General features: G+C 61.6%; 14 protein-coding genes. 11 read left to right on the top strand and 3 right to left on the bottom strand.

Features of this window, described 5'->3' with window-relative positions; genetic code table 11:
• Window positions 1-66 precede the first annotated feature (66 nt).
• Window positions 67-1,302 (bottom strand): class I SAM-dependent methyltransferase, encoded by a 1,236-nt coding sequence (locus ACHAA4_RS03255; RefSeq protein ID WP_435772743.1) that lies wholly within the window; start codon window positions 1,300-1,302, stop codon window positions 67-69.
• 340 nt (window positions 1,303-1,642) lie between these two features.
• On the opposite strand from ACHAA4_RS03255, the gene ACHAA4_RS03250 reads away from it, so the two are divergent.
• Both ACHAA4_RS03250 and ACHAA4_RS03245 read left to right on the top strand, forming a co-directional pair.
• Window positions 1,643-3,430, top strand: coding sequence for a BCCT family transporter (locus ACHAA4_RS03250; protein WP_435772983.1), 1,788 nt, complete (start codon window positions 1,643-1,645; stop codon window positions 3,428-3,430).
• Between the two features lie 142 nt (window positions 3,431-3,572).
• Entirely contained in the window at window positions 3,573-4,271 is a 699-nt protein-coding gene (locus tag ACHAA4_RS03245) for an SGNH/GDSL hydrolase family protein (RefSeq protein ID WP_435772742.1), read from the top strand.
• On the opposite strand, the gene ACHAA4_RS03240 is transcribed toward ACHAA4_RS03245, so the two are convergent.
• On the bottom strand, window positions 4,232-5,212 hold the full coding sequence (locus ACHAA4_RS03240) for an EamA family transporter (RefSeq protein WP_435772982.1): 981 nt from the start codon (window positions 5,210-5,212) through the stop codon (window positions 4,232-4,234). The genes ACHAA4_RS03245 and ACHAA4_RS03240 overlap by 40 nt on opposite strands.
• A gap of 71 nt (window positions 5,213-5,283) precedes the next feature.
• Between ACHAA4_RS03240 and ACHAA4_RS03235 the strand changes: the two genes are divergently transcribed.
• Window positions 5,284-6,246, top strand: coding sequence for a LysR family transcriptional regulator (locus ACHAA4_RS03235; RefSeq protein ID WP_435772741.1), 963 nt, complete (start codon window positions 5,284-5,286; stop codon window positions 6,244-6,246).
• Window positions 6,247-6,260: 14 nt separating this feature from the next.
• On the opposite strand, the gene ACHAA4_RS03230 is transcribed toward ACHAA4_RS03235, so the two are convergent.
• On the bottom strand, window positions 6,261-7,529 hold the full coding sequence (locus tag ACHAA4_RS03230; RefSeq protein WP_435772740.1) for an ABC transporter substrate-binding protein: 1,269 nt from the start codon (window positions 7,527-7,529) through the stop codon (window positions 6,261-6,263).
• Window positions 7,530-7,736: 207 nt separating this feature from the next.
• Between ACHAA4_RS03230 and coaE the strand changes: the two genes are divergently transcribed.
• The 8 genes from coaE to ACHAA4_RS03190 all read left to right on the top strand — a co-directional run bounded on the left by coaE (window position 7,737) and on the right by ACHAA4_RS03190 (window position 18,564).
• Window positions 7,737-8,351 (top strand): dephospho-CoA kinase, encoded by a 615-nt coding sequence (gene coaE / locus ACHAA4_RS03225; protein WP_435772739.1) that lies wholly within the window; start codon window positions 7,737-7,739, stop codon window positions 8,349-8,351.
• Between the two features lie 9 nt (window positions 8,352-8,360).
• On the top strand, window positions 8,361-10,505 hold the full coding sequence (uvrB, locus tag ACHAA4_RS03220; protein WP_435772738.1) for an excinuclease ABC subunit UvrB: 2,145 nt from the start codon (window positions 8,361-8,363) through the stop codon (window positions 10,503-10,505).
• Window positions 10,506-10,619: 114 nt separating this feature from the next.
• Window positions 10,620-11,993, top strand: coding sequence for a tyrosine-protein kinase domain-containing protein (locus ACHAA4_RS03215; protein WP_435772737.1), 1,374 nt, complete (start codon window positions 10,620-10,622; stop codon window positions 11,991-11,993).
• Between the two features lie 3 nt (window positions 11,994-11,996).
• On the top strand, window positions 11,997-12,617 hold the full coding sequence (locus tag ACHAA4_RS03210; RefSeq protein WP_435772736.1) for an arsenate reductase/protein-tyrosine-phosphatase family protein: 621 nt from the start codon (window positions 11,997-11,999) through the stop codon (window positions 12,615-12,617).
• 1,060 nt (window positions 12,618-13,677) lie between these two features.
• A complete protein-coding gene (locus tag ACHAA4_RS03205; RefSeq protein ID WP_435772735.1) occupies window positions 13,678-15,096 on the top strand; it encodes a sugar transferase in 1,419 nt (472 codons plus the stop codon).
• A gap of 167 nt (window positions 15,097-15,263) precedes the next feature.
• A complete protein-coding gene (locus ACHAA4_RS03200) occupies window positions 15,264-16,235 on the top strand; it encodes a nitroreductase family protein (RefSeq protein WP_435772734.1) in 972 nt (323 codons plus the stop codon).
• A 310-nt stretch (window positions 16,236-16,545) separates the two neighbouring features.
• Window positions 16,546-17,292: a hypothetical protein gene (locus ACHAA4_RS03195; protein ID WP_435772733.1), complete on the top strand. Its 747-nt coding sequence runs from the start codon at window positions 16,546-16,548 to the stop codon at window positions 17,290-17,292.
• Window positions 17,293-18,117: 825 nt separating this feature from the next.
• Entirely contained in the window at window positions 18,118-18,564 is a 447-nt protein-coding gene (locus tag ACHAA4_RS03190; RefSeq protein ID WP_435772732.1) for an MATE family efflux transporter, read from the top strand.
• Window positions 18,565-18,594: the final 30 nt, after the last annotated feature.

Here is an 18,594-nt window from a genome sequence, read left to right as displayed (position 1 = left end):
GCCGGTTCCACCTGCGGGTGGGACCGGCCTTCTCTGTGTCTGCGGTGCTGCTCTGGCGGTGACTCTCTAGCGCTTGGTGGACACCGTCACGGTGAACCGGGCGTCGCGGGCGAGCTGCTCGGTGAGCCCGACCTCCTTGGAGAGCACCGTGCGGTGCTTCAGGTGGGAGTTCCAGACGCTGTAGATCCGTCCGCCCGGAGCCAGCACCCGTCCCGCGGCCCGGATCAGCCGGTGTGCGGCACCGGGGTCCACCGCATTGCCCTGGTGGAACGGTGGGTTCAGCAGGATCACCTCGGCGGAGCCGTCCTCGAAGCGGGAGAGCGCATCGTCGCGGACCGTCTCGACCCTGTCGGCCACCCCGTTGGCTTCGGCGGTGAGCTGGGTGGACTGCACCGCAGACGCCGAATGATCGGTGGCGATGACCTTCAGCTGCGGGTGCCGCAGCGTCAGGAACGCGCTCACCGTGCCGTTGCCGGAGCCGAAGTCGATCACGTACTCGGCTCCCGGGAAGCCCTCGTGGGCCTCCACGGCCTCGAGCATCAGCCGGGTGCCGGGATCGAGCTTGGTGCCGCCGTAGGTGGCGCCCAGGCTGCACAGGGTCAGCTCGGTGGAGCCCTTCCCGGGGATGGCCAGCTGGTGGGTGTTCTTCCGCGGCGCGGAGGTGGGCACGCCGTCGCACGGTCCGCGGGCGGTGAGCACCCGGGACTTCGAGCGGCCGCGGCCTGCCGAGACGTCGCTGAAGTTCTTCTCCAGCACCTGGTTCATCGAGTGGTTCATGTGCTTGTCCCGGCCCACCGCCAGAACGACGACGTCGCTCGCCGCGTGCTCCCGGATCAGCCACGCCCAGTCAGTGAGTGTCTCCAAAGACCGCGGCAGGTGCATCAGCACCGTGTGCACCCCGGTGAACGCCTCCGGGGCCTGCTCGGTGAGGGTCGGCAGCTCGGAGGGGGCCGGGGCGGGCAGATCGGCGCGGCGGGCGTTGCCCTGCAGCGCGCGCTCGGCGCCGAGCTCATCGGAGAGCACCCGCACCGCGGCCACGGCGTCCTCGACCTTCGCGCAGACGGCGCCGGGCTTGCCGGCGTCCTTGATCAGGGAGTCCAGGATCGGCAGCGTGATCGCCCCGGAGCGGTCATCGAGGATCAGCACCCCCTCACGCGGGTGGCCGTTCTCCCACCAGGCGGCGGCGGTGTCGAGCAGCAGCAGGTCCACCGCATCCGGTGGGGGACTGATCGGGGTGAAGTCGAAGCTCTGAGTGAGCGCGGAGGGCTGGACATCGGGGGTCTGACCCGCAGGAAAAGGCATAGAGCCAGCTTAGAGGATCGGTCTCGGCCGGCTCCCGACAACCCCGATCCAGGCTCACAGACAGCTCCACACCAGGTTGTACACAGAATCGTTACATGAATGAGATAGCGTCCCCGCATGCGGCTCATGCCGGGAGACGGGGGTCTGTGTTGAACTTGCTCCTACCGCAGACGCCCCGAAAGTCCGGCAAGCGGACGGCTGTGAAAGTGCATCAACGGAACAAATTCCATACCGTAGGGACGATCTCCCGCTCGTCAGGCCGCAGTCTCGAGCTCCGCGGGGAGCCGAGGGTCGTCAGTCTGCCGGGCGTGGGCAGTGACTACTCCCATGAAAGGCAATGATGCTGCAACGGCTCCACGACGTGCTCCGGCTGAGAACCAGCCCGATCGTCTTCTTCACCTCCGCAGCGATCGTCCTCGGATTCACGATCCTGACGCTCCTCATGCCCACCGGAATGGGTGACTTCTTCGGCGCCGGCTCCGGGTGGATCTATGACAACCTCGGCTGGTTCTACATCTCCGGCGTGACGATCTTCCTGATCTTCCTCGTCTTCATCGGCTTCGGACGCTTCGGACGGATCAAGCTCGGTGCCGACGGGGAGACCCCAGAACACTCGGACATGGCCTGGTTCGGCATGCTCTTCGCCGCCGGCATCGGCACCATCCTGATGTTCTGGGCGGTGGCCGAGCCCGCCTACCACTTTGCTGAGCCGCCTCGCGGCGCGCAGGAGGGAGTGGAGCCCCGTTCCATCGAGGCCGCGAACGAGGCCATGGGCTTCACGCTCTACCACTTCGGCCTGCACACCTGGACGATCTTCGCGCTGCCCGGACTGGCCTTCGCGTACTTCATCTACAAGAGGAACCTGCCCCCGCGCGTCTCCTCGATCTTCCAGCCGATGCTCGGTGACAAGATCCACGGACCGGCCGGCAAGGCCATCGACATCTTTGCCGTAGTCGGCACGATCTTCGGCGTGGCGGTCTCCATCGGCCTGGGCACCCTGCAGATCCAGGCCGGACTCGCTCGTCTGTTCGGCTTCAGCGACGCGGCCTGGAACTTCATCCTGATCATCTTGGTGGTGACGCTGATCGCGACGCTCTCGGCGATCCTCGGCGTGGACAAGGGGATCAAGCGGCTCTCGAACTTCAACATCTGGACCGCCATCCTGCTGCTGATCTTCATCCTGGCCACCGGCCCCACGGTGTTCATGCTCAAGGGCGTCGTCGAGTTCGCCGGCACCTACGCCTCCATGCTGCCCGAGCTCGCGCTCTGGAATGACACGCTCTCGGACACCGGCTGGCAGGATGGCTGGACCATCTTCTACTGGGCATGGACCGTGGCCTGGGCGCCCTTCGTGGGCATCTTCATCGCCCGCATCTCCCGCGGACGCTCGGTGCGTCAGTTCGTCGCCGGCGTGCTGGGTCTGCCCACCCTGTTCACCATCGTCTGGTTCGGCATCTGGGGCACCGGCCTCTTCGACATCGAGCTCAACGGTGACGGCGGAGTGGTGGACACCGTGCTCGAGGACGGTGTGGAAGGAGCGCTGTTCGCGTTCCTCGCCGAGTTCCCGCTGGCCACGCTGACCTCCTCGATCGCTATCATGCTGGTCGGCATCTTCTTCATCACCTCCATGGACTCCTGCGCCCTGGTGCTGGATGACATGTGCAACGGCTATGAGGGCAAGGCCCCGCTGCACCAGCGGGCGTTCTGGACCATCTCCATCGGCCTCATCGCCGCGATCCTGCTGACCGCCACCGGTGAGGGTGGGCTGGCTGCGCTGCAGAACGTCGCCCTGGTGCTGGGACTGCCGTTCTTCGTCCTGGGCTACTTCATGATGTACAACCTCTCCCGGGCGATGCGCGAGGACGCCGGCGAGGTTGGCTTCCTGCGCACCCGTCGCTGGCTGCGCACGCTGCCTCCGGAGGAGTACCAGCGCCGCATGGAGGAGCCGGACGGTTCGCTCACCGAGGCTGTGGTGGCCCCGGACTATCACGAGGGCACCCAGCCGGCGAATGCTCCGGATGTGGACCATGCGGAGCAGCCTGCCATCGTGGAGGAGTACCGGGTCCGCACCGGGGATGTCCCCACGGTGGACCCGACCCAGCCGAACAGCAGCTATAACAGCCGCTGATCAGCGCTGGTTCCCGGCCCCGCTGATCGGTCCTGACCGACCGATCCGCAGGCCTTGACACAGAAAAGTCCCGCTCTCGACTGAGGGTGGGACTTTTCTGTGTTCGGGGGATTCTGGAACCAGATGCGATACCGTGGCGCCCATGAGTCAGCAGCGGCGGCCTCGCAGCAGTCCACGCGCCTGGAAGCGCGTCACGCTCGGCGGGGCAGCCCTGGCCGTTGCAGCCCTGCTCCTCGTGACTGTGGTGATCATCCTGGCCCGGCCGGAGGGAGCCGCTGAGCGCGACCGCATGGCGGTGGTCGGAGATTCCAACACCGAGATGGATTCCCCTGACTTCGCGGCCGGGCAGATCGGGGACGACTCCTGGGTCTCCACGCTGCTCGCGGAGGGATTTCGCTTCGCCGGCGGGTGGGCGGTCGCGGGATCCACCTCGGTCCAGCAGGCGGAGGGTCTCGATGAGGTCGAGAACGCGGAGGTGCTGCTGGTGATGACCGGCACGAATGACCTCGCCCAAAGACTCGATTTCGAGGAGACCGCGTCGGGCCTGGAGACGATCGTCGCCAAGGCCCCGGCCGAGCGGGTCGTGCTTCTGGCGATTCCGCCGCGGGAACCGGAGACCACCACGAGCAGCACCGAGTTCAATGACATGCTCCAGGACCTCGCCGAGGAGCAGGGTTGGGAGTTCTTCGACGGTCTGGAGTTCCTCCGCAGCCCCGACGGCGGTTTCGTCCCCGGAACCACCAACGACGGCGTCCATCTCACCCCGGATGCTCAGGAGCGGTTCGGTGAGACCGTGATCGACTACCTGGCCGACGACGACGTCGCACCCTCCAACGGGTGATCCTTTGCGGGCTCGTGCGTCGGCGCCGGTTCATCCACGGGGGCAGGCTCGGGCGGCGGAGCGGGCTGCGCCGGGGGAGTGCCCCGCACGGAGGCGTAGATGACCCCGCCGACCACCAGCACTCCGCCGGCGAGCTCCAGCCAGGTCGGCACCTCGTCGAGCGCGACCCAGGCGGCGAGGATCCCGACCACGGGCACCAGCATCGAGAACGGCGCCACCGTCCCGGCCGGGTGCCGGCGCATCAGCCAGACCCAGATCCCCGCACCCACCACGGTGCCGAACAGGATCGTGTAGGTCAGGCCCAGCCAGGCCGGGATCGCGGCGACGCTGATCGAGCTGGCCAGGGCCGCACCGATCTCCTCCGGCCCCTCCACCAGGAACGCCACGCTGAGCAACGGGATCGGGGGGACCACCGCCATCCACAGCACCAGCGCCATCGGCCGGTCGGTCTGGGCCTTGCGGGAGGCGAGGTTGCCCAACGCCCAGCCGAAGGCGCCGAAGAGCACCAGCAGAAACGGGGTCCACCCGTCCAGGACGCCGCGGGAGACCCCCACCAGACCCAGCCCGAGCACCGCGACAGCGACGCCGGTCGCCCGCCGTGCGGTGATGTGTTCCTTCAGCACCAGCGCGCCGAGCAGCACGGTGAACGGTGCCGAGGCCTGCAGCACCAGGGAGGCGAGCCCGGTGGGGAACCCGGCGGACATGCCCAGGTAGAGGCCGAAGAACTGCAGCGTCCCGAAGCCGAGCCCGTAGCCCAGCAGATACCGGACCTTGACCCCGGGCCAGGGCACGAAGAGCAGCGCCGGCAGAGCCAGGATCAGGAACCGCAGCCCGGCCAGGAACAGCGGCGGGAACTGGTCCAGCGAGATCCGGATGGCGAGGAAGTTGAGCCCCCAGAGGACGGCGACGAGCAGGGCGAGAAGAGTGTGACGCAGCGGCATGGCTTCATCCTCCGCCGAAAAACTCATCAGGTCTACTGAATGCTTCTGTACCGACCGTGTAGGTTGCCTACATGGACGCCTGCCGTTCAGAACCCAGCCAGCTCCCACCGCGCTATCTGGAACCCCGTCACCTCGAGCTGCTCCGCGAGATCGCGGCCCGCGGCACCCTCGCGGCCGTGGCCAAAGCCACCCACCGCACACCCTCGGCACTGTCCCAGCAGCTGCGCACTGCGGAGCGCGAGCTTGCGGTCAAGCTGGTGGAGCCCGATTCCCGCGGGGTGCGGCTGACCCCGGCCGGGCAGCTCCTGGCCGAGGGCGCCGATGAGGTCATCTCCAGCTTGGCGCGCGTGCAGGCTCGGTTCGACGCCGCCACCGGTGAGCCCCGCGGACTGGTCAGCATCGGCACCCTGCCCAGCGCCGGGCAGGTGCTGCTTCCGCAGCGGCTGCGCTGGCTGGGGGACACCGCGATCACGCTGACCCTGGATGACTTCGACATCGCCGAGGCGGATTTCGCCGCCCGCGCCCTGGATGCCGACATCGTGATCAGCCACAGCATCAGCGGGGGAGTGCCCCGCGGCGCCGGGGGGCTTGTCAGCACGGTGCTGGCCCGCGAGCCCATCGACGTGGTGCTGCCCGCTGATCATGCGCTCGCAGCCAAGACGCAGCTGACGCCCGAGGATGTCGTCGATCTGTCGTGGGTCGGCGTGCCTGAGGGCTATCCCTTCGACGCGATCCCGGTGGCGATCGAGCAGCTCACCGGGCGCCCGGTGCACCGCACGCTCCGGCTCCGCGACAACCACCTGGTCGAAGCCCTGGTCGGCGCCAGCGCGGCGATTGGTCTGCTGCCACGCTTCAGCACCCGGCCCGCGCCAGACGTAGTCCTGCGCCCGCTGGTCGGTGTCCGGGCCGCCCGGAGCATCGTCGCGCTGAGCAGACCTGATCGGCACGAGCGCCTCGCCGTCCGCACCGTGACCGATCACCTGGTCAGCATCGGCGCCCAGCTGATGGGGGCCTACGGCGTGGAGGACGGCTAGAGCTCCCGCCAGGCTCAGCCCAGCGCGGCTGCGATCTCATCGTGCATGCGCTGGGCTGCTTCCTCAGCGCTGACCCGGCCGAAGAGGAACTCCTCTTCGTAGCGCCAGATGATCTCCTGGACTGCCCCGAAGCCTTCGGGTGGAAGCGGTGGAGCGTCAGCGACGATGTCTTCGAGGCCTTCGTTGTGCTCCAGGACCGTGGCCTCGGTCTCGTCCAGGTCATCCCTGATGGCTTCGCGGACGTCCTCGTTGCCCGGGATTCCTCGCTCGATCTGCTGGAGACGCCCGGCTTCTTCGTTGTTGACCAGGTAGTCGATGAAGAGCTGAGCCTCCTCCGGGTGCTCGGAGCCTTCGTAGACCGAGTAGAACATCGACGCCTTGTAGTACAGCTGAGCGTCCGCAGCGTCGCCGGCTTCGCTGGGGAACTTCAACGGGGTCAGCCCGACGCCCTCGTTGGAGGAGAGCACGATGATCTGGGTGTCCCACCAGGAGTCCATGGCCGCACCCTCGGTCGCGATCATGGTCTGTTCCAAGGCGGCGGCGCGGTCCTCGTTCACCTGGGAGCCAGAGGGCAGAGCCCCTGAATCCAAGGAGTCCCCCAGCATCTCGAAGTAGGGGACCGCGTCCTCTGGCTCCCACGCGACCTCCCCGTCTTCGGTGACCATGTTGGCGCCGGCGTGCTGGCGCAGCCAGATCCCAAGGCCCGCATCATTGAACGGTCGTGCCTGGCCGTAGGCCTCCGAATTCTCGGAGATCTCGGCGGCGATCTCGGCGAACTCGTCCCAGGTCCAGGTGTCGTCGTCCGGCATCTCCACGCCGGCGCTCTCGAAGATCGATTCGTTGGCCATGATGGCGAGCGAGGTGCTGCCGACCGGCATCCCGTATAGGGCGCCATCTTGGCTTCCCGTGGCCAGCAGCTCATCGGTGAAGGCGCCGGTGTCCACCTGGTCCAGTTCCAGCAGGAGTCCGTTCTCGATGTACTCGCGGATGTAGGACAGGTCCATCTGCATGACATCCGGGGTGTCTCGGGCGGCGGACTGAGTGGCGAGGGAGTCCCAGTACCCCTCCCAGGAGTCGAACTCCGGACTGATGGTGATGCCCGGATTCTCCTCCTCGAAGGCGTCGATGATCTCCTGTGTGTAGGCATGACGGGTATCACCGCCCCACCAGGTGAAGCGGAGATTAACGTTCTCATCATCGCCACCACCGCCCCCGCCGCATGCGGATAAGGTCAGCGCTGCGAGGGAGAGGATGGCGACGGTCTTGCGTGGTGCCTGGTGCATAGTGACTCCGATGTCAGGTGCTCGTGAACGGGCCTCTCTGGCGGACGGCCCAAAATGTGAACGATCACTTTTGCTGATCTTGAGCGTATGGAGCACTTGATCGACGTGTCAAGCGAAAAATGTAACCAATATCACGGTCCGGCGTTGCTGGCCGGGGAGCTGCTCGCGGTCTGACGTGCATCCGTCCACCTGATTTAAACTCAGGGGATGCATCGAATCCTTTCAGTGGGCCTGACCGGCGGAATCGCCTCGGGCAAGTCAGCGGTCTCCAAGCGGTTGGCTGAACACGGCGCCATCGTCATCGACGCTGACATCCTCGCCCGCGAGGCCCTCGAACCCGGGACATCGGGCCTCGAAGAAGTGGTCGAGACCTTCGGATCCGGCGTGCTTTCCGACTCCGGCGCCCTGGACCGCGAGGCACTGGGGCAGATCGTCTTCGCGGACGACGACGCTCGAGCCAAGCTCAACGCGATCGTCCACCCCCGGGTCCGCGACGCCCGCAATGCGCTGCGCGCCCAGGCGCCCGAAGATGCGGTCGTGGTCGAAGACATCCCGCTGCTGGTGGAGACCGGACAGGCCGACCGGTTCGACGTGGTCGTGGTGGTCTCAGCCCCGGCGGAGCAGCGGCTGGACCGGATCGTCCGGGACCGGAACACGAACCTCGAGGACGCCCAGGCTCGCATCGATGCGCAGACCTCTGAGGCTAAACGAACCGCCGTTGCTGACGTGGTGCTGGACAACTCCGGCACCCTGGAAGAGCTGCACGCACAGGTCGATGAGCTGTACGAGAAACTCCACGGGCGTGTCAGTGCCCAGCAGTAGCATTGATGCATGAGTCTCGCTCAGAAGATCAGCCGCACTGTTGCCCCCTTTGAGGTCATCAGCCCTTTCAAGCCCTCGGGTGATCAGCCGAAGGCGATCGCTGAGCTGGTAGAGCGCATCGAAGGTGGCGAGAAGGACGTCGTGCTGATGGGTGCCACCGGCACCGGCAAGTCGGCGACCTCGGCGTGGCTGATCGAACAGATCCAGCGTCCCACGCTGATCATGGTTCAGAACAAGACGCTGGCCGCGCAGCTCGCCAACGAGTTTCGGGAGCTGCTGCCGAACAACGCGGTGGAGTATTTCGTCTCCTACTACGACTACTACCAGCCCGAGGCGTATGTGCCGCAGACGGACACCTTCATCGAGAAGGACTCCTCGGTCAATGAGGAGGTTGAGCGGCTGCGCCACTCGGCGACCAATGCGCTGCTGACCCGGCGTGACGTCGTCGTGGTCGCCACTGTCTCCTGCATCTATGGCCTCGGCACGCCGGAGGAATACATCAAGCAGATGGTCGCGGTTGAGGTGGGGGAGAAGATCGAGCGCGATGAGCTGCTGCGTCGCTTCGTCGGGATGCAGTACGCCCGCAATGACACCGACTTCCACCGTGGCACGTTCCGTGTGCGCGGAGACACCGTGGAGATCATCCCGATGTACGAGGAGCTCGCGGTCCGTATCGAGTTCTTCGGCGATGAGATCGAGTCCATCTCCACGCTGCACCCGCTGACCGGCACGGTGGTGCGCGAGGAAGAGGAGATGTACATCTTCCCCGCCAGCCACTACGTGGCCGGTGACGAGCGGATGGCCAGTGCGATCAGCCGCATCGAGGACGAGCTCCGCGAGCGTCTGGCCGAGCTGGAATCCCAGGACAAGCTCTTGGAGGCTCAGCGGTTGCGGATGCGCACCACCTATGACCTCGAGATGATGCAGCAGATGGGCTTCTGCAACGGGATTGAGAACTACTCCCGGCACATCGACGGCCGCGGACCTGGCTCCGCCTCGCACTGCCTGTTGGACTACTTCCCGGATGACTACCTGCTGATCGTCGACGAGTCCCACGCCACCATCCCGCAGATCGGCGGCATGTACGAAGGTGACATGTCGCGGAAGCGCACGCTGGTGGACCATGGATTCCGGCTGCCCTCCGCCATGGACAATCGGCCGCTGAAGTGGGATGAGTTCCTGGAGCGGATCGGTCAGACCGTGTACCTGTCGGCCACGCCCGGGCGCTACGAGCTGGACCAGGCCGATGGCTATGTGGAGCAGATCATCCGGCCGACCGGCCTGGTGGACCCGCAGATCATCATCAAGAAGACCAAGGGTCAGATCGATGACCTGCTGGGGGAGATCCGCACCCGCACCGCGAAGAACGAACGCGTACTGGTCACCACGCTGACCAAGCGGATGGCCGAGGACCTCACCGAGTACATGCTGGAGAACGGCATCAAGGTGGAGTACCTGCACTCGGATGTGGACACGCTCAAGCGGATCGAGATCCTGCGGGATCTGCGACGCGGCGTCCACGACGTGGTGGTCGGGATCAACCTGCTCCGCGAGGGCCTGGACCTGCCCGAGGTCTCGATGGTGGCGATCCTGGACGCGGACAAGGAAGGCTTCCTGCGCTCCACCACGTCGCTGATCCAGACCATCGGCCGTGCTGCCCGTAACGTCTCCGGTGAGGTGCACATGTACGCGGACCGGATCACCGATTCGATGCGCCGCGCGATCGATGAGACCGACCGACGCCGCGAGCGGCAGATCGCGTACAACAAAGAACACGGGATCGATCCCACCCCGCTGCAGAAGAAGATCGCCGACATCACCGATCAGCTCGCCCGCGAGGATGCCGACACGGCCGAGCTGCTGCAGGGGATGGGTGGACTGGCCACGGGCTTCCAATACGGTAAGGGTCACCGCGGATACACCAGCTTTGACAACGAAGACGGCGAGGACAGCACCGGCAAAAAGTCCGGCAAGTCACTAGCCGCGCAGACGCCGGCGAAGGACCTTACCGACCTGATCGCCCAGCTCACAGGCCAGATGCACCACGCCGCAGAGGAGTTGAACTTCGAGGTGGCGGCCCGGCTCCGTGATGAGATCGGCGAGCTGAAGAAGGAGCTCCGCCAGATGCAGAACGCCGGGCACGACCAGATGTGACGCTGTGCGCTACGTCTCATGGCCTGAATCTATTCACGGATAATCTGTGTTTTTGCTGTCAGTCCCTTATGCTGAAGTGAGCCATATTCGTGGGACTTTGGGGGACAGCAGTACGTGGAATTGCGTGATTATCTAAGAATCGTCCATCGCGGATGGCTCATCATCGTATTGGCGACCCTCGCCCTAATCGGTACCGCGGCGACGTTCTCCATGCTCCAGAGCCCCCAATATGAGGCTGGGACCAGGGTGTATGTCTCCACGGATTCCGCTTCGAGCGTCGCAGAACTGGGTCAAGGAACGACTTATACCCAGCAGATCGTAGAGAGCTTTGTGCAGGTGACGACGACCCCGCGTGTGCTTCAGCCGGTGATCGATGACCTCAGTCTCGACCGGACACCAGCCGGACTTGCTGAGTCTATTGCTGTGTCTACTGACGCCAACACAGTGCTTATGCGTATTACCGCGACCGATGAGGATCCCGCGGTAGCGGCTGAGATCGCGAACTCTGTGACGGATAATTTGATCAACGTGGTCGGTGAGATCACCCCTGGCTCGTCCGGTGAGGACAGCGCAGTCACCGTCGAAGTCCTTCAAGATGCCGTGCCGCCCGAATCTCCAGTTTCCCCAAATGTGCCGCTCAACCTCGCACTTGGGCTGCTCGTCGGATTGGCCCTCGGCGTGGGCATCGCTGTCCTGCGAGAGGTCTTGGACACCAGAATCCGCGGAGAGCACGACATCACAGCGGTCACCGATAGCCCCATTCTGGGTGGCATTTCCTATGACCCGGAGGCTCAGAGGCGTCCACTGGTGGTCCAGGTCGACCCGATGAGCCCCCGCGCAGAATCGTTCCGTACCCTGCGCACAAACCTCCAGTTCTTGGAGGTTGGAGAATCCAAGCGAAGTTTCGTGGTGACTTCCTCACTCCAGGGCGAGGGCAAGTCCACCACGGTTGCCAACCTTGCCATCACTATGCAGGAAGCGGGTCAGAAGGTTCTGGTGATTGACGCCGACCTTCGCCGCCCAAGAGTCGCAGACTACTTCGGGCTTGAAGGCGCCGTGGGGCTTACAAATGTCTTGATCGGCAAGGTCGACCTCGCCGACGTCGTGCAGTATTGGGGACCACATGACCTCGCGGTCCTGCCCGCCGGAGATATACCTCCAAACCCCAGTGAGCTTCTCGGTTCGCCCAGCATGGACGCCTTGCTGCGTTTCGTCGAGGACCAGTTCGATGTTGTGCTGATTGATGCGCCGCCGCTTCCTGTCACCGATGCCGCCGTGCTCGCGAAACGTGCCACTGGCGCGTTCATCGTGGTCGCGGCAGGAAAGACCCACCGTCACCAGCTCGGCAAATCCGTGACTGCACTTGAGACCGTCGGAGCCAAGCTCTTCGGCGTTATTCCCACGATGCTTCCGACGAAGGGCCCGGATGCCTACGGCTATGGGCTTTACAACTACGCCTATACCTATGAAGAAGATCGAAAGGCGTGAGCGATGTCGGATCACTTCCGCATTCTCGTGGTGTGTACCGGAAACATCTGCCGCTCCGCACAAGCTGAGCAGCTTATTCGGGCCAGGATCTCGGAGAGATTCACGGAATTCGAATCAGTGGTTCTGATCGAGAGTGCTGGCACGGGCGCTATGGTCGGTTCCGGCATGCCCGCGGAAGCCGCCACGCTGTCCGCGCAGTATGGAGGAATACCCGGAGCTCATGTTGCGCGCCAGTTGACGGTCGAGCATGTAAGAGCCGCGGATCTTGTTTTGACCATGACCTTTAATCACCGCAGCACGGTGGTGCGGTTGCTCCCTCGTGCATCGCGCCACACGTTCACGCTGGTTGAGTTCGCGGCGCTGCTGGAGAATGCGGAGCAGAATTACTCAGCCTCGACGGTAGCTTTTATTGGATTAGAGCCAGCAGACAAACTCCGAAGCGCAGTGAGGATGGCCTCAGCGCGTCGAGGATACTTTTCTCTCGAAGATGGATCCTCCGCAGAGGTGGTGGACCCATATCGACGCTCAGACGAGGTCTACGCAGAATCAGCGCGCCAAATCGTGGACGCGATCGAGCGTTCCGAGCAAGCCGGCGTGCGGTTGGTAGAGCGGGCCAAAGTATGAGGGGCAGCCAGGGAAATCCAGTGGGTATTTGTGGATTCAGGCGCGAAGTCCTCATCTTCCCTGCCTCGGTCCCTCTAATCTCGGTTGGCATCGGACCTGTTGCCCGGGTTCTAGGCTGGGGCAGAGATCAGCCCAAGCCCCAAGGACCGCAGTCACCAACTTGGACGCTGAGGCCTGCGGGGTACGCGCATGACAGCGTTCAGGATGGAGTTGCTTCACGCCCCCTACTCGATCTGGAGCTTAATCCCTTGCCGACGGCGCCATTCCTATGGCCAGCTTCGTGTGAGAACGTCCCCCGGTGTTCAGACGAAGGCGCCTGTGATGAACGTGGGTTCCCCAAGTTCACCGTCGGAGGGGGAGACACCTGCGACTCCGATGACCATAACGGAGACGATTTCAGGCGCGGTCTATTTGTGTCAGGATCGGACTTCTCCTTTGTACAGTCCGCGGTCGCAGGAGCAGCGGACTGCAAACCCGAAGGCCTGGGCCCATACGATTCAGGGGCTTCCTGGACCGACGGCGAGCAATCAGTAGTTCGCTCGGCGCTATCGGATCGTGCTGATTCAACACAGGTCCTTTGGTCCGGCAAGCCTCACCGAGGTTCCTGTTGCGACAAGGCTCAGGTCGAAGTTACTAGCGGTGTCGCTTCTGTGGTCTGCAGCCACGGATCACAATGGGGTGTTCAGACCGAGAGCGCTAGATGGGTCAACATAGATCGGCAAAATACCCATGCCTTGAATGGGTCAGAGGGGCGATGGGTCTCGGCAGTCGAATCGTCCGATTGCGAGGTAACGGGCCCAGTGCAATTCGATGACAAGTCTTTCGAACCATCGGCCCGCGCGCCCGCAGGTGGAGTTGGTCCCATAGCGCTAGATCTCGCTGGAAACACACTCTTGGTATCGGCAGAGGACAAGGTGCCTGTGGCCGTTGACATTGAAGGGAGTTTCAATTAGTGAACGCCGCCGAAGCTCCCGACATGCACGCGACCTATACCGGTATTCGTTCTGCTACGAGGGAAGTGCTACCGCGGCGAGTATGGCAAAAACGATACGCTCGACGGTTGGTCGTTACAGATTTTTTTGTTCTCGCATTCGTGATAGTGGCAACCCAGCTGTTTTGGCTTGGTATCGATGACACGGCGAACTTTAGGATCCCGACGAGCCCAGGAGATCAGTATGGAGGAGAGGTAAGCTACGGAATCGTCTCTGGTGCCATACTAATTCTCTGGATGGTAGTTCTTTTTGCGGTAGGAAGTGTCGACTCCCGTGTAATGGGAGTGGGACATGCTGAGTACCGAAAGATTACGGACAGCGGAATAGGCCTTTTCGCAGCTATCGCTACGATTATGTTTTTGCTAAAACTTGATGTAGCTCGAGGCTATCTTCTTTTGACTTTTGCCTTGGGCATCGTGGGTTTGCTCTTTGCCCGGATGGCATGGCGAAGCTGGCTCAAGCGTCATCGTGCGGGGGGTGACTACTCCAACCAAGTAGTCCTTGTAGGATCTAGCTCCTCGATTCGCCACATCTCAGATGAACTCGCGAAGCAACCTTGGGCGGGCTACAACGTTGTTGGTGCAGCCCTCGCGCAGGACCCCCGAGACAGTGGAGTCCTCGCCATAGGCAGTGTTCCGGTAATCAGTGACTTCAACGGTGTGCGTCAGGCCATGGACATCATCGGTGCCGATACGGCTATCATCACGGGTGCTGATCATCTAGACCCGCAAAGAGTCCGTGAGTTGAGCTGGGAGCTCGAGAAGGGGGAGTACTCCCTCGTTATGGCGCCCAGTCTTACCGACGTTAGTGGTCCCCGCATCCATAGCCGTCCCGTTGCGGGCCTGCCGCTGATGCATGTAGAAACTCCGCGTTACACAGGTCTGAGGGCAGCGATGAAGCGCTCGTTCGATATCCTAGGCTCTCTCCTGATCATCGCCCTACTATCGATCCCCATGTTGGTCGTGGGGCTAGTGGTAAAGGCGACGTCCCCCGGGCCTGTGATCTTTAAACAACAACGCGTGGGACTCGATGGAAAAGAGTTCAAGATGTGGAAGTTCCGGTCGATGCGCCGGGACGCGGAGCAAGTGCTGGCTAATCTGGACGCTGCGGACCGGATGGACCCGGAGCATGTTCTGTTCAAGATGAAGGACGATCCCCGTGTCACTAAGATTGGTCGGGTCATCCGTCGGTACAGCATTGATGAGCTCCCTCAATTATTCAACGTACTGGTAGGTAGCATGTCACTGGTGGGTCCCAGACCTTCGCTCGCGCAGGAAGTCGCGCAGTACGAACATCATGTTCACCGTAGGTTCCTGGTAAAGCCGGGAATCACTGGACTGTGGCAAGTGAGTGGGCGATCAGATCTTCCTTGGGAAGAGGCAGTCAGGCTCGACCTTTACTACGTCGAGAACTGGTCTATGACGGCGGACCTTGTTATTTTGTGGCGGACCGCAAACGTCGTAATTCGTGGCTCCGGAGCGTACTAGACAGCAAGTGACCTAACCGTAGCACCACGTCAACCAGCTGCATTCTTTCCTGTCTGTCTAAAAGTTATAAAATAAAAAAATCTGAATGGTTTTGATTTAAAAAGTCAAAATCTACCTAATATTTAACCGCAAGCCCGATCGATGTGCAAGCTTGCACGGTATTTGTCTTGAAGACGCTGAAAAACTATTACTTTGGAGATAATGTGAAGTACCTTCGAAAAATCGCGTGGCGTAGATTGACACGATTGCGTAGTTGGCAGCAATTCATTCTCGATGAGCGACGCTATCGACGTTGGAGCGTGCCGACAGACGTCGATTCCTTGCAAAGAATCGATGGACGCCAGCTTGAATGCCAAGTGACCAAGGATTACCACAGAATCGAAAAAGGTCTAGCCTTCGCGAACCCCAAACGTCCCTTCGGAGAAGATGCCCGAGAGCGATTGTCCCTAGCAATGGATGGGCGAAGCTGGAGTGAAGATGACGCATACGCTGGATACGCGCGGACAGCACTCTCCGCGCTCGACAGCTGGAACGAAGGTGGAGAAGTTGCCGAGGTTGCGGCACCCTTGGCGAGCTCCCTGGGTTCAACCGATCTGAACTCGGAGCAGGTTGATGCGTTCTTCAAGACGCGTAGAACTGTTCGGGCTTTTGACTTGGCACGGCGTCCCCCGATAGAAAAAATCGAGCACGCTGTTAGTCTTGCTATAAACACTCCATCTGTTTGCAATAGACAGTCGTGGAAAGCGCATTACTATGAAGGTTCTGAAGCGCAAAATATTTTAAGTCACCAACGAGGAAACCGAGGTTTTGGTCACGCCATACCTGGGGTTATTATTGTGACCACTGACGCTAGAATGTTCTCCGGATCAGGCGAAAGAAATCAGCGTTGGATTGACGGTGGATTATTTGCGATGACATTGGTTTGGGCGCTACATGCAATTGGACTGAGTTCGTGCATGCTGAACTGGTCGCGAACGAGCCAAGATTCCGACAGACTTCGAGCGGCGGCCCAACTGCATGAGTCGGAGGACATAATAGTACTGATTGCCGTGGGTTACCCGGTCCCGAACCACAGAGTTGCCAGGTCAGAGCGTCGTTCAACCAAAGACGTATTGATGGTTCACCCTACCAACAGCTAGGAGCCGTAGAGTAATGGCATTAAACAACGTAGCGATCGTTTTGACTGGGGCGTACGGGAATCTAGGCGATGCTGTAATTCGGAGACGTGCTCTGGAGTGGGCGAGGCCTCACGGAAAGGTTCACGCCTATGTTGGTAACGCTCCGGATGGGTGGATCAAGCAGCTCGGCTTAACTGGATCGGACGTGCTGTACGACTCTTCCAAAAAGTGGGCATGGATCTCTAGGTCTTTGTTTGATCGTTCTATAAAAGCTCTGTTTCTGGACCCAGGAGCCGTCCCTTTAACTCGGAAGCATATAGGACCAGAGACCGTGTTGTTGGTCGTATCTTTGGCTCTCAAATTGCGTGGCGCGCTCGTTGTGCGACCACCGCGCAGCATCAACCCGTCGAGTAACTTGTGTCTATGGATCCACCGCTTGGGATGTCGCCTTTCCGACGTGGTGCTTTGGCGGACCGAACCGAGTCAGCGCTATGCCAAGGTCGGCCAACTCGCACCTGACACAGCTTTCGGCGAGCCGCGGACACTTGGTCTTGCGTGGAGCGAACGAAAGCGGTTGGTGGTAAGCATGAGGGGAAAGCGGCGGTTCCCGTCGGTTCAATGGTTTGAAAGCATTCGGGACATCGCTTCTAAGGCTGACTTGGACCTCATCGTTGTTACTCAAGTCCGAGAAGACGAGCAGCGTTCTGCTGAGATCGCCACCGAGCTTGGGGCAGAACTTCATGTCTGGGATCAAGTCGAAGACATTGACCAAGAAGTACGGCTACGAGAGCTCTATGAAACAGCTGCGATTGTTGTGAGCGATCGTCTGCATGTTCTCGTGTTGGGGGCTATGGCGGGTGCCGTTCCGCTGGAGTTGTCCGACCGGCCGGTTTCAAAGATTCTTGATACCTTCGCGCAAGTTGGTATGACTGACGTGGTTTTTGATACGGCGAGTTCCCAAAGCTCAGATGCGGTCAGGTTCGCGTTTCGTGCGGTGGACGGTCGAGAGAAGATGTCCCAGAAGCTGGATGATGCAAACACCAGGCTGAAAGAGGCTTTGTCCTCGGTTCATGCGTGACCCGCGTACCAGGGCCGCCAGTAAGGTCCGAAGGGTTGAAGTACCGTTGAGACGCGAGGGGTAGCCACAGTGATAAAGCAATTTTCCTGGATCGCGTCGGGACGTATCTTCGCTGCCGTGCTGCAACTCCTAAGTCTGGGTCTTGTAGCCGCACAAACTCGTCCATCCGAATTCGGCTATCTCGCCGCGGTTCTGGGGTTGAGCACTGTTGTAAGCGCAATGCTGGGATTCGGAATAGATACCCATGTGACTAGGGCCAGAGCGGCGAATGTCGCTGACGGCTCAGTTACTTATGCCCTACTCATTAACGGCAGGGTTTCTGTGATGCTGTTCGCGGCTGTTGGCATAGCCCTAACAACCGTAGCGGTATCTTTCGACGACCTATTCTGGCTCATGATCCCTCTCGCTGTTTGGATAGCGGCCGAACGAAACTCCGAGACCTGGGCTTGCGTCGCTCTCGCGGACGGGGATGCACACATCAACAGCGTCAGTCTCGTCGGGCGACGTTTAGTTACGCTCGCGGTACAGCTCCTCTGCCTTCTTCTCGGTGTCAACGCAGTCCTTGGATACAGTCTTGGATCTGCGCTTGGGGCAGTTCTTGCAATTGCATTTGTACGAAGAATGGTTCGAAACAGGCTATCCAGCTTGGATCGTGGACTCACTATCAGTGGGCTACTGAAGATCACGTGGCCGTATTGGCTTCACTCTGCCTCCACTCAAGTACGCAATGTGGATACTGCTTTGGTCGTTGCCATCGCGACCCCTGCGGCGGCGGGGATGTACGCGATCGCGAGCAGGCTAACTGGCCCTCTTCGAATACTTCCCTTGTCGCTCGCTGCAGTTCTCTTGCCGGGACTGACTCGAAAGAACGGCGTACTTGATAATCGGACTATCCTTGGTATTGCTACTGTCGTAGTTATGTTCGCGATCGTGTACTCTGCGATCGCCGCTATGGCGGGATGGGCGGTCCCGACGTTCTTTGGCGACGAGTACGCCGCTGCCGTGTTACCTGTGCAGATCGTATGCGTCGGTCTCACTTTCGGTGCGGCCGCCTCGCTGCTTGCTTCTGTTATGCAAGCACGAGGGCTGCAGCGTATGGCTGGATACATTTCATTAGGGAGTGCGTTGTACTGCGTTGCTGCTATAGTCCTGGGTACCACTTTGGGTGCGGCTGTGGGTGCTGCTTTGGGTCTTGTGTCGTCATTTGCGGTACAGGCCATTTTGATGTTTGGCTCCATTGTATTCACACGACGAAACGATTTGAACCGGTGAGGAACCTGTACTCAGTCTTGGGAATCGCGC

Origin of the sequence: Nesterenkonia maliinae, assembly GCF_051262655.1 — a bacterium.
Classification (GTDB): Bacteria; Actinomycetota; Actinomycetes; order Actinomycetales; family Micrococcaceae; genus Nesterenkonia.
The sequence above is the reverse complement of the archived record's forward strand: the minus strand, read 5'-3'. Positions and strand labels throughout refer to the sequence as shown.

Bases quoted from the DNA above. Each gene is read 5' to 3' on its own strand.
- ACHAA4_RS03255 (WP_435772743.1), bottom strand. From the start codon at position 1,302: ATGCCTTTTCCTGCGGGTCAGACCCCCGATGTCCAGCCCTCCGCGCTC.
- ACHAA4_RS03250 (WP_435772983.1), top strand. From the start codon at position 1,643: ATGCTGCAACGGCTCCACGACGTGCTCCGGCTGAGAACCAGCCCGATC.
- ACHAA4_RS03245 (WP_435772742.1), top strand. From the start codon at position 3,573: ATGAGTCAGCAGCGGCGGCCTCGCAGCAGTCCACGCGCCTGGAAGCGC.
- ACHAA4_RS03240 (WP_435772982.1), bottom strand. From the start codon at position 5,212: ATGCCGCTGCGTCACACTCTTCTCGCCCTGCTCGTCGCCGTCCTCTGG.
- ACHAA4_RS03235 (WP_435772741.1), top strand. From the start codon at position 5,284: ATGGACGCCTGCCGTTCAGAACCCAGCCAGCTCCCACCGCGCTATCTG.
- ACHAA4_RS03230 (WP_435772740.1), bottom strand. From the start codon at position 7,529: ATGCACCAGGCACCACGCAAGACCGTCGCCATCCTCTCCCTCGCAGCG.
- coaE (WP_435772739.1), top strand. From the start codon at position 7,737: ATGCATCGAATCCTTTCAGTGGGCCTGACCGGCGGAATCGCCTCGGGC.
- uvrB (WP_435772738.1), top strand. From the start codon at position 8,361: ATGAGTCTCGCTCAGAAGATCAGCCGCACTGTTGCCCCCTTTGAGGTC.
- ACHAA4_RS03210 (WP_435772736.1), top strand. From the start codon at position 11,997: ATGTCGGATCACTTCCGCATTCTCGTGGTGTGTACCGGAAACATCTGC.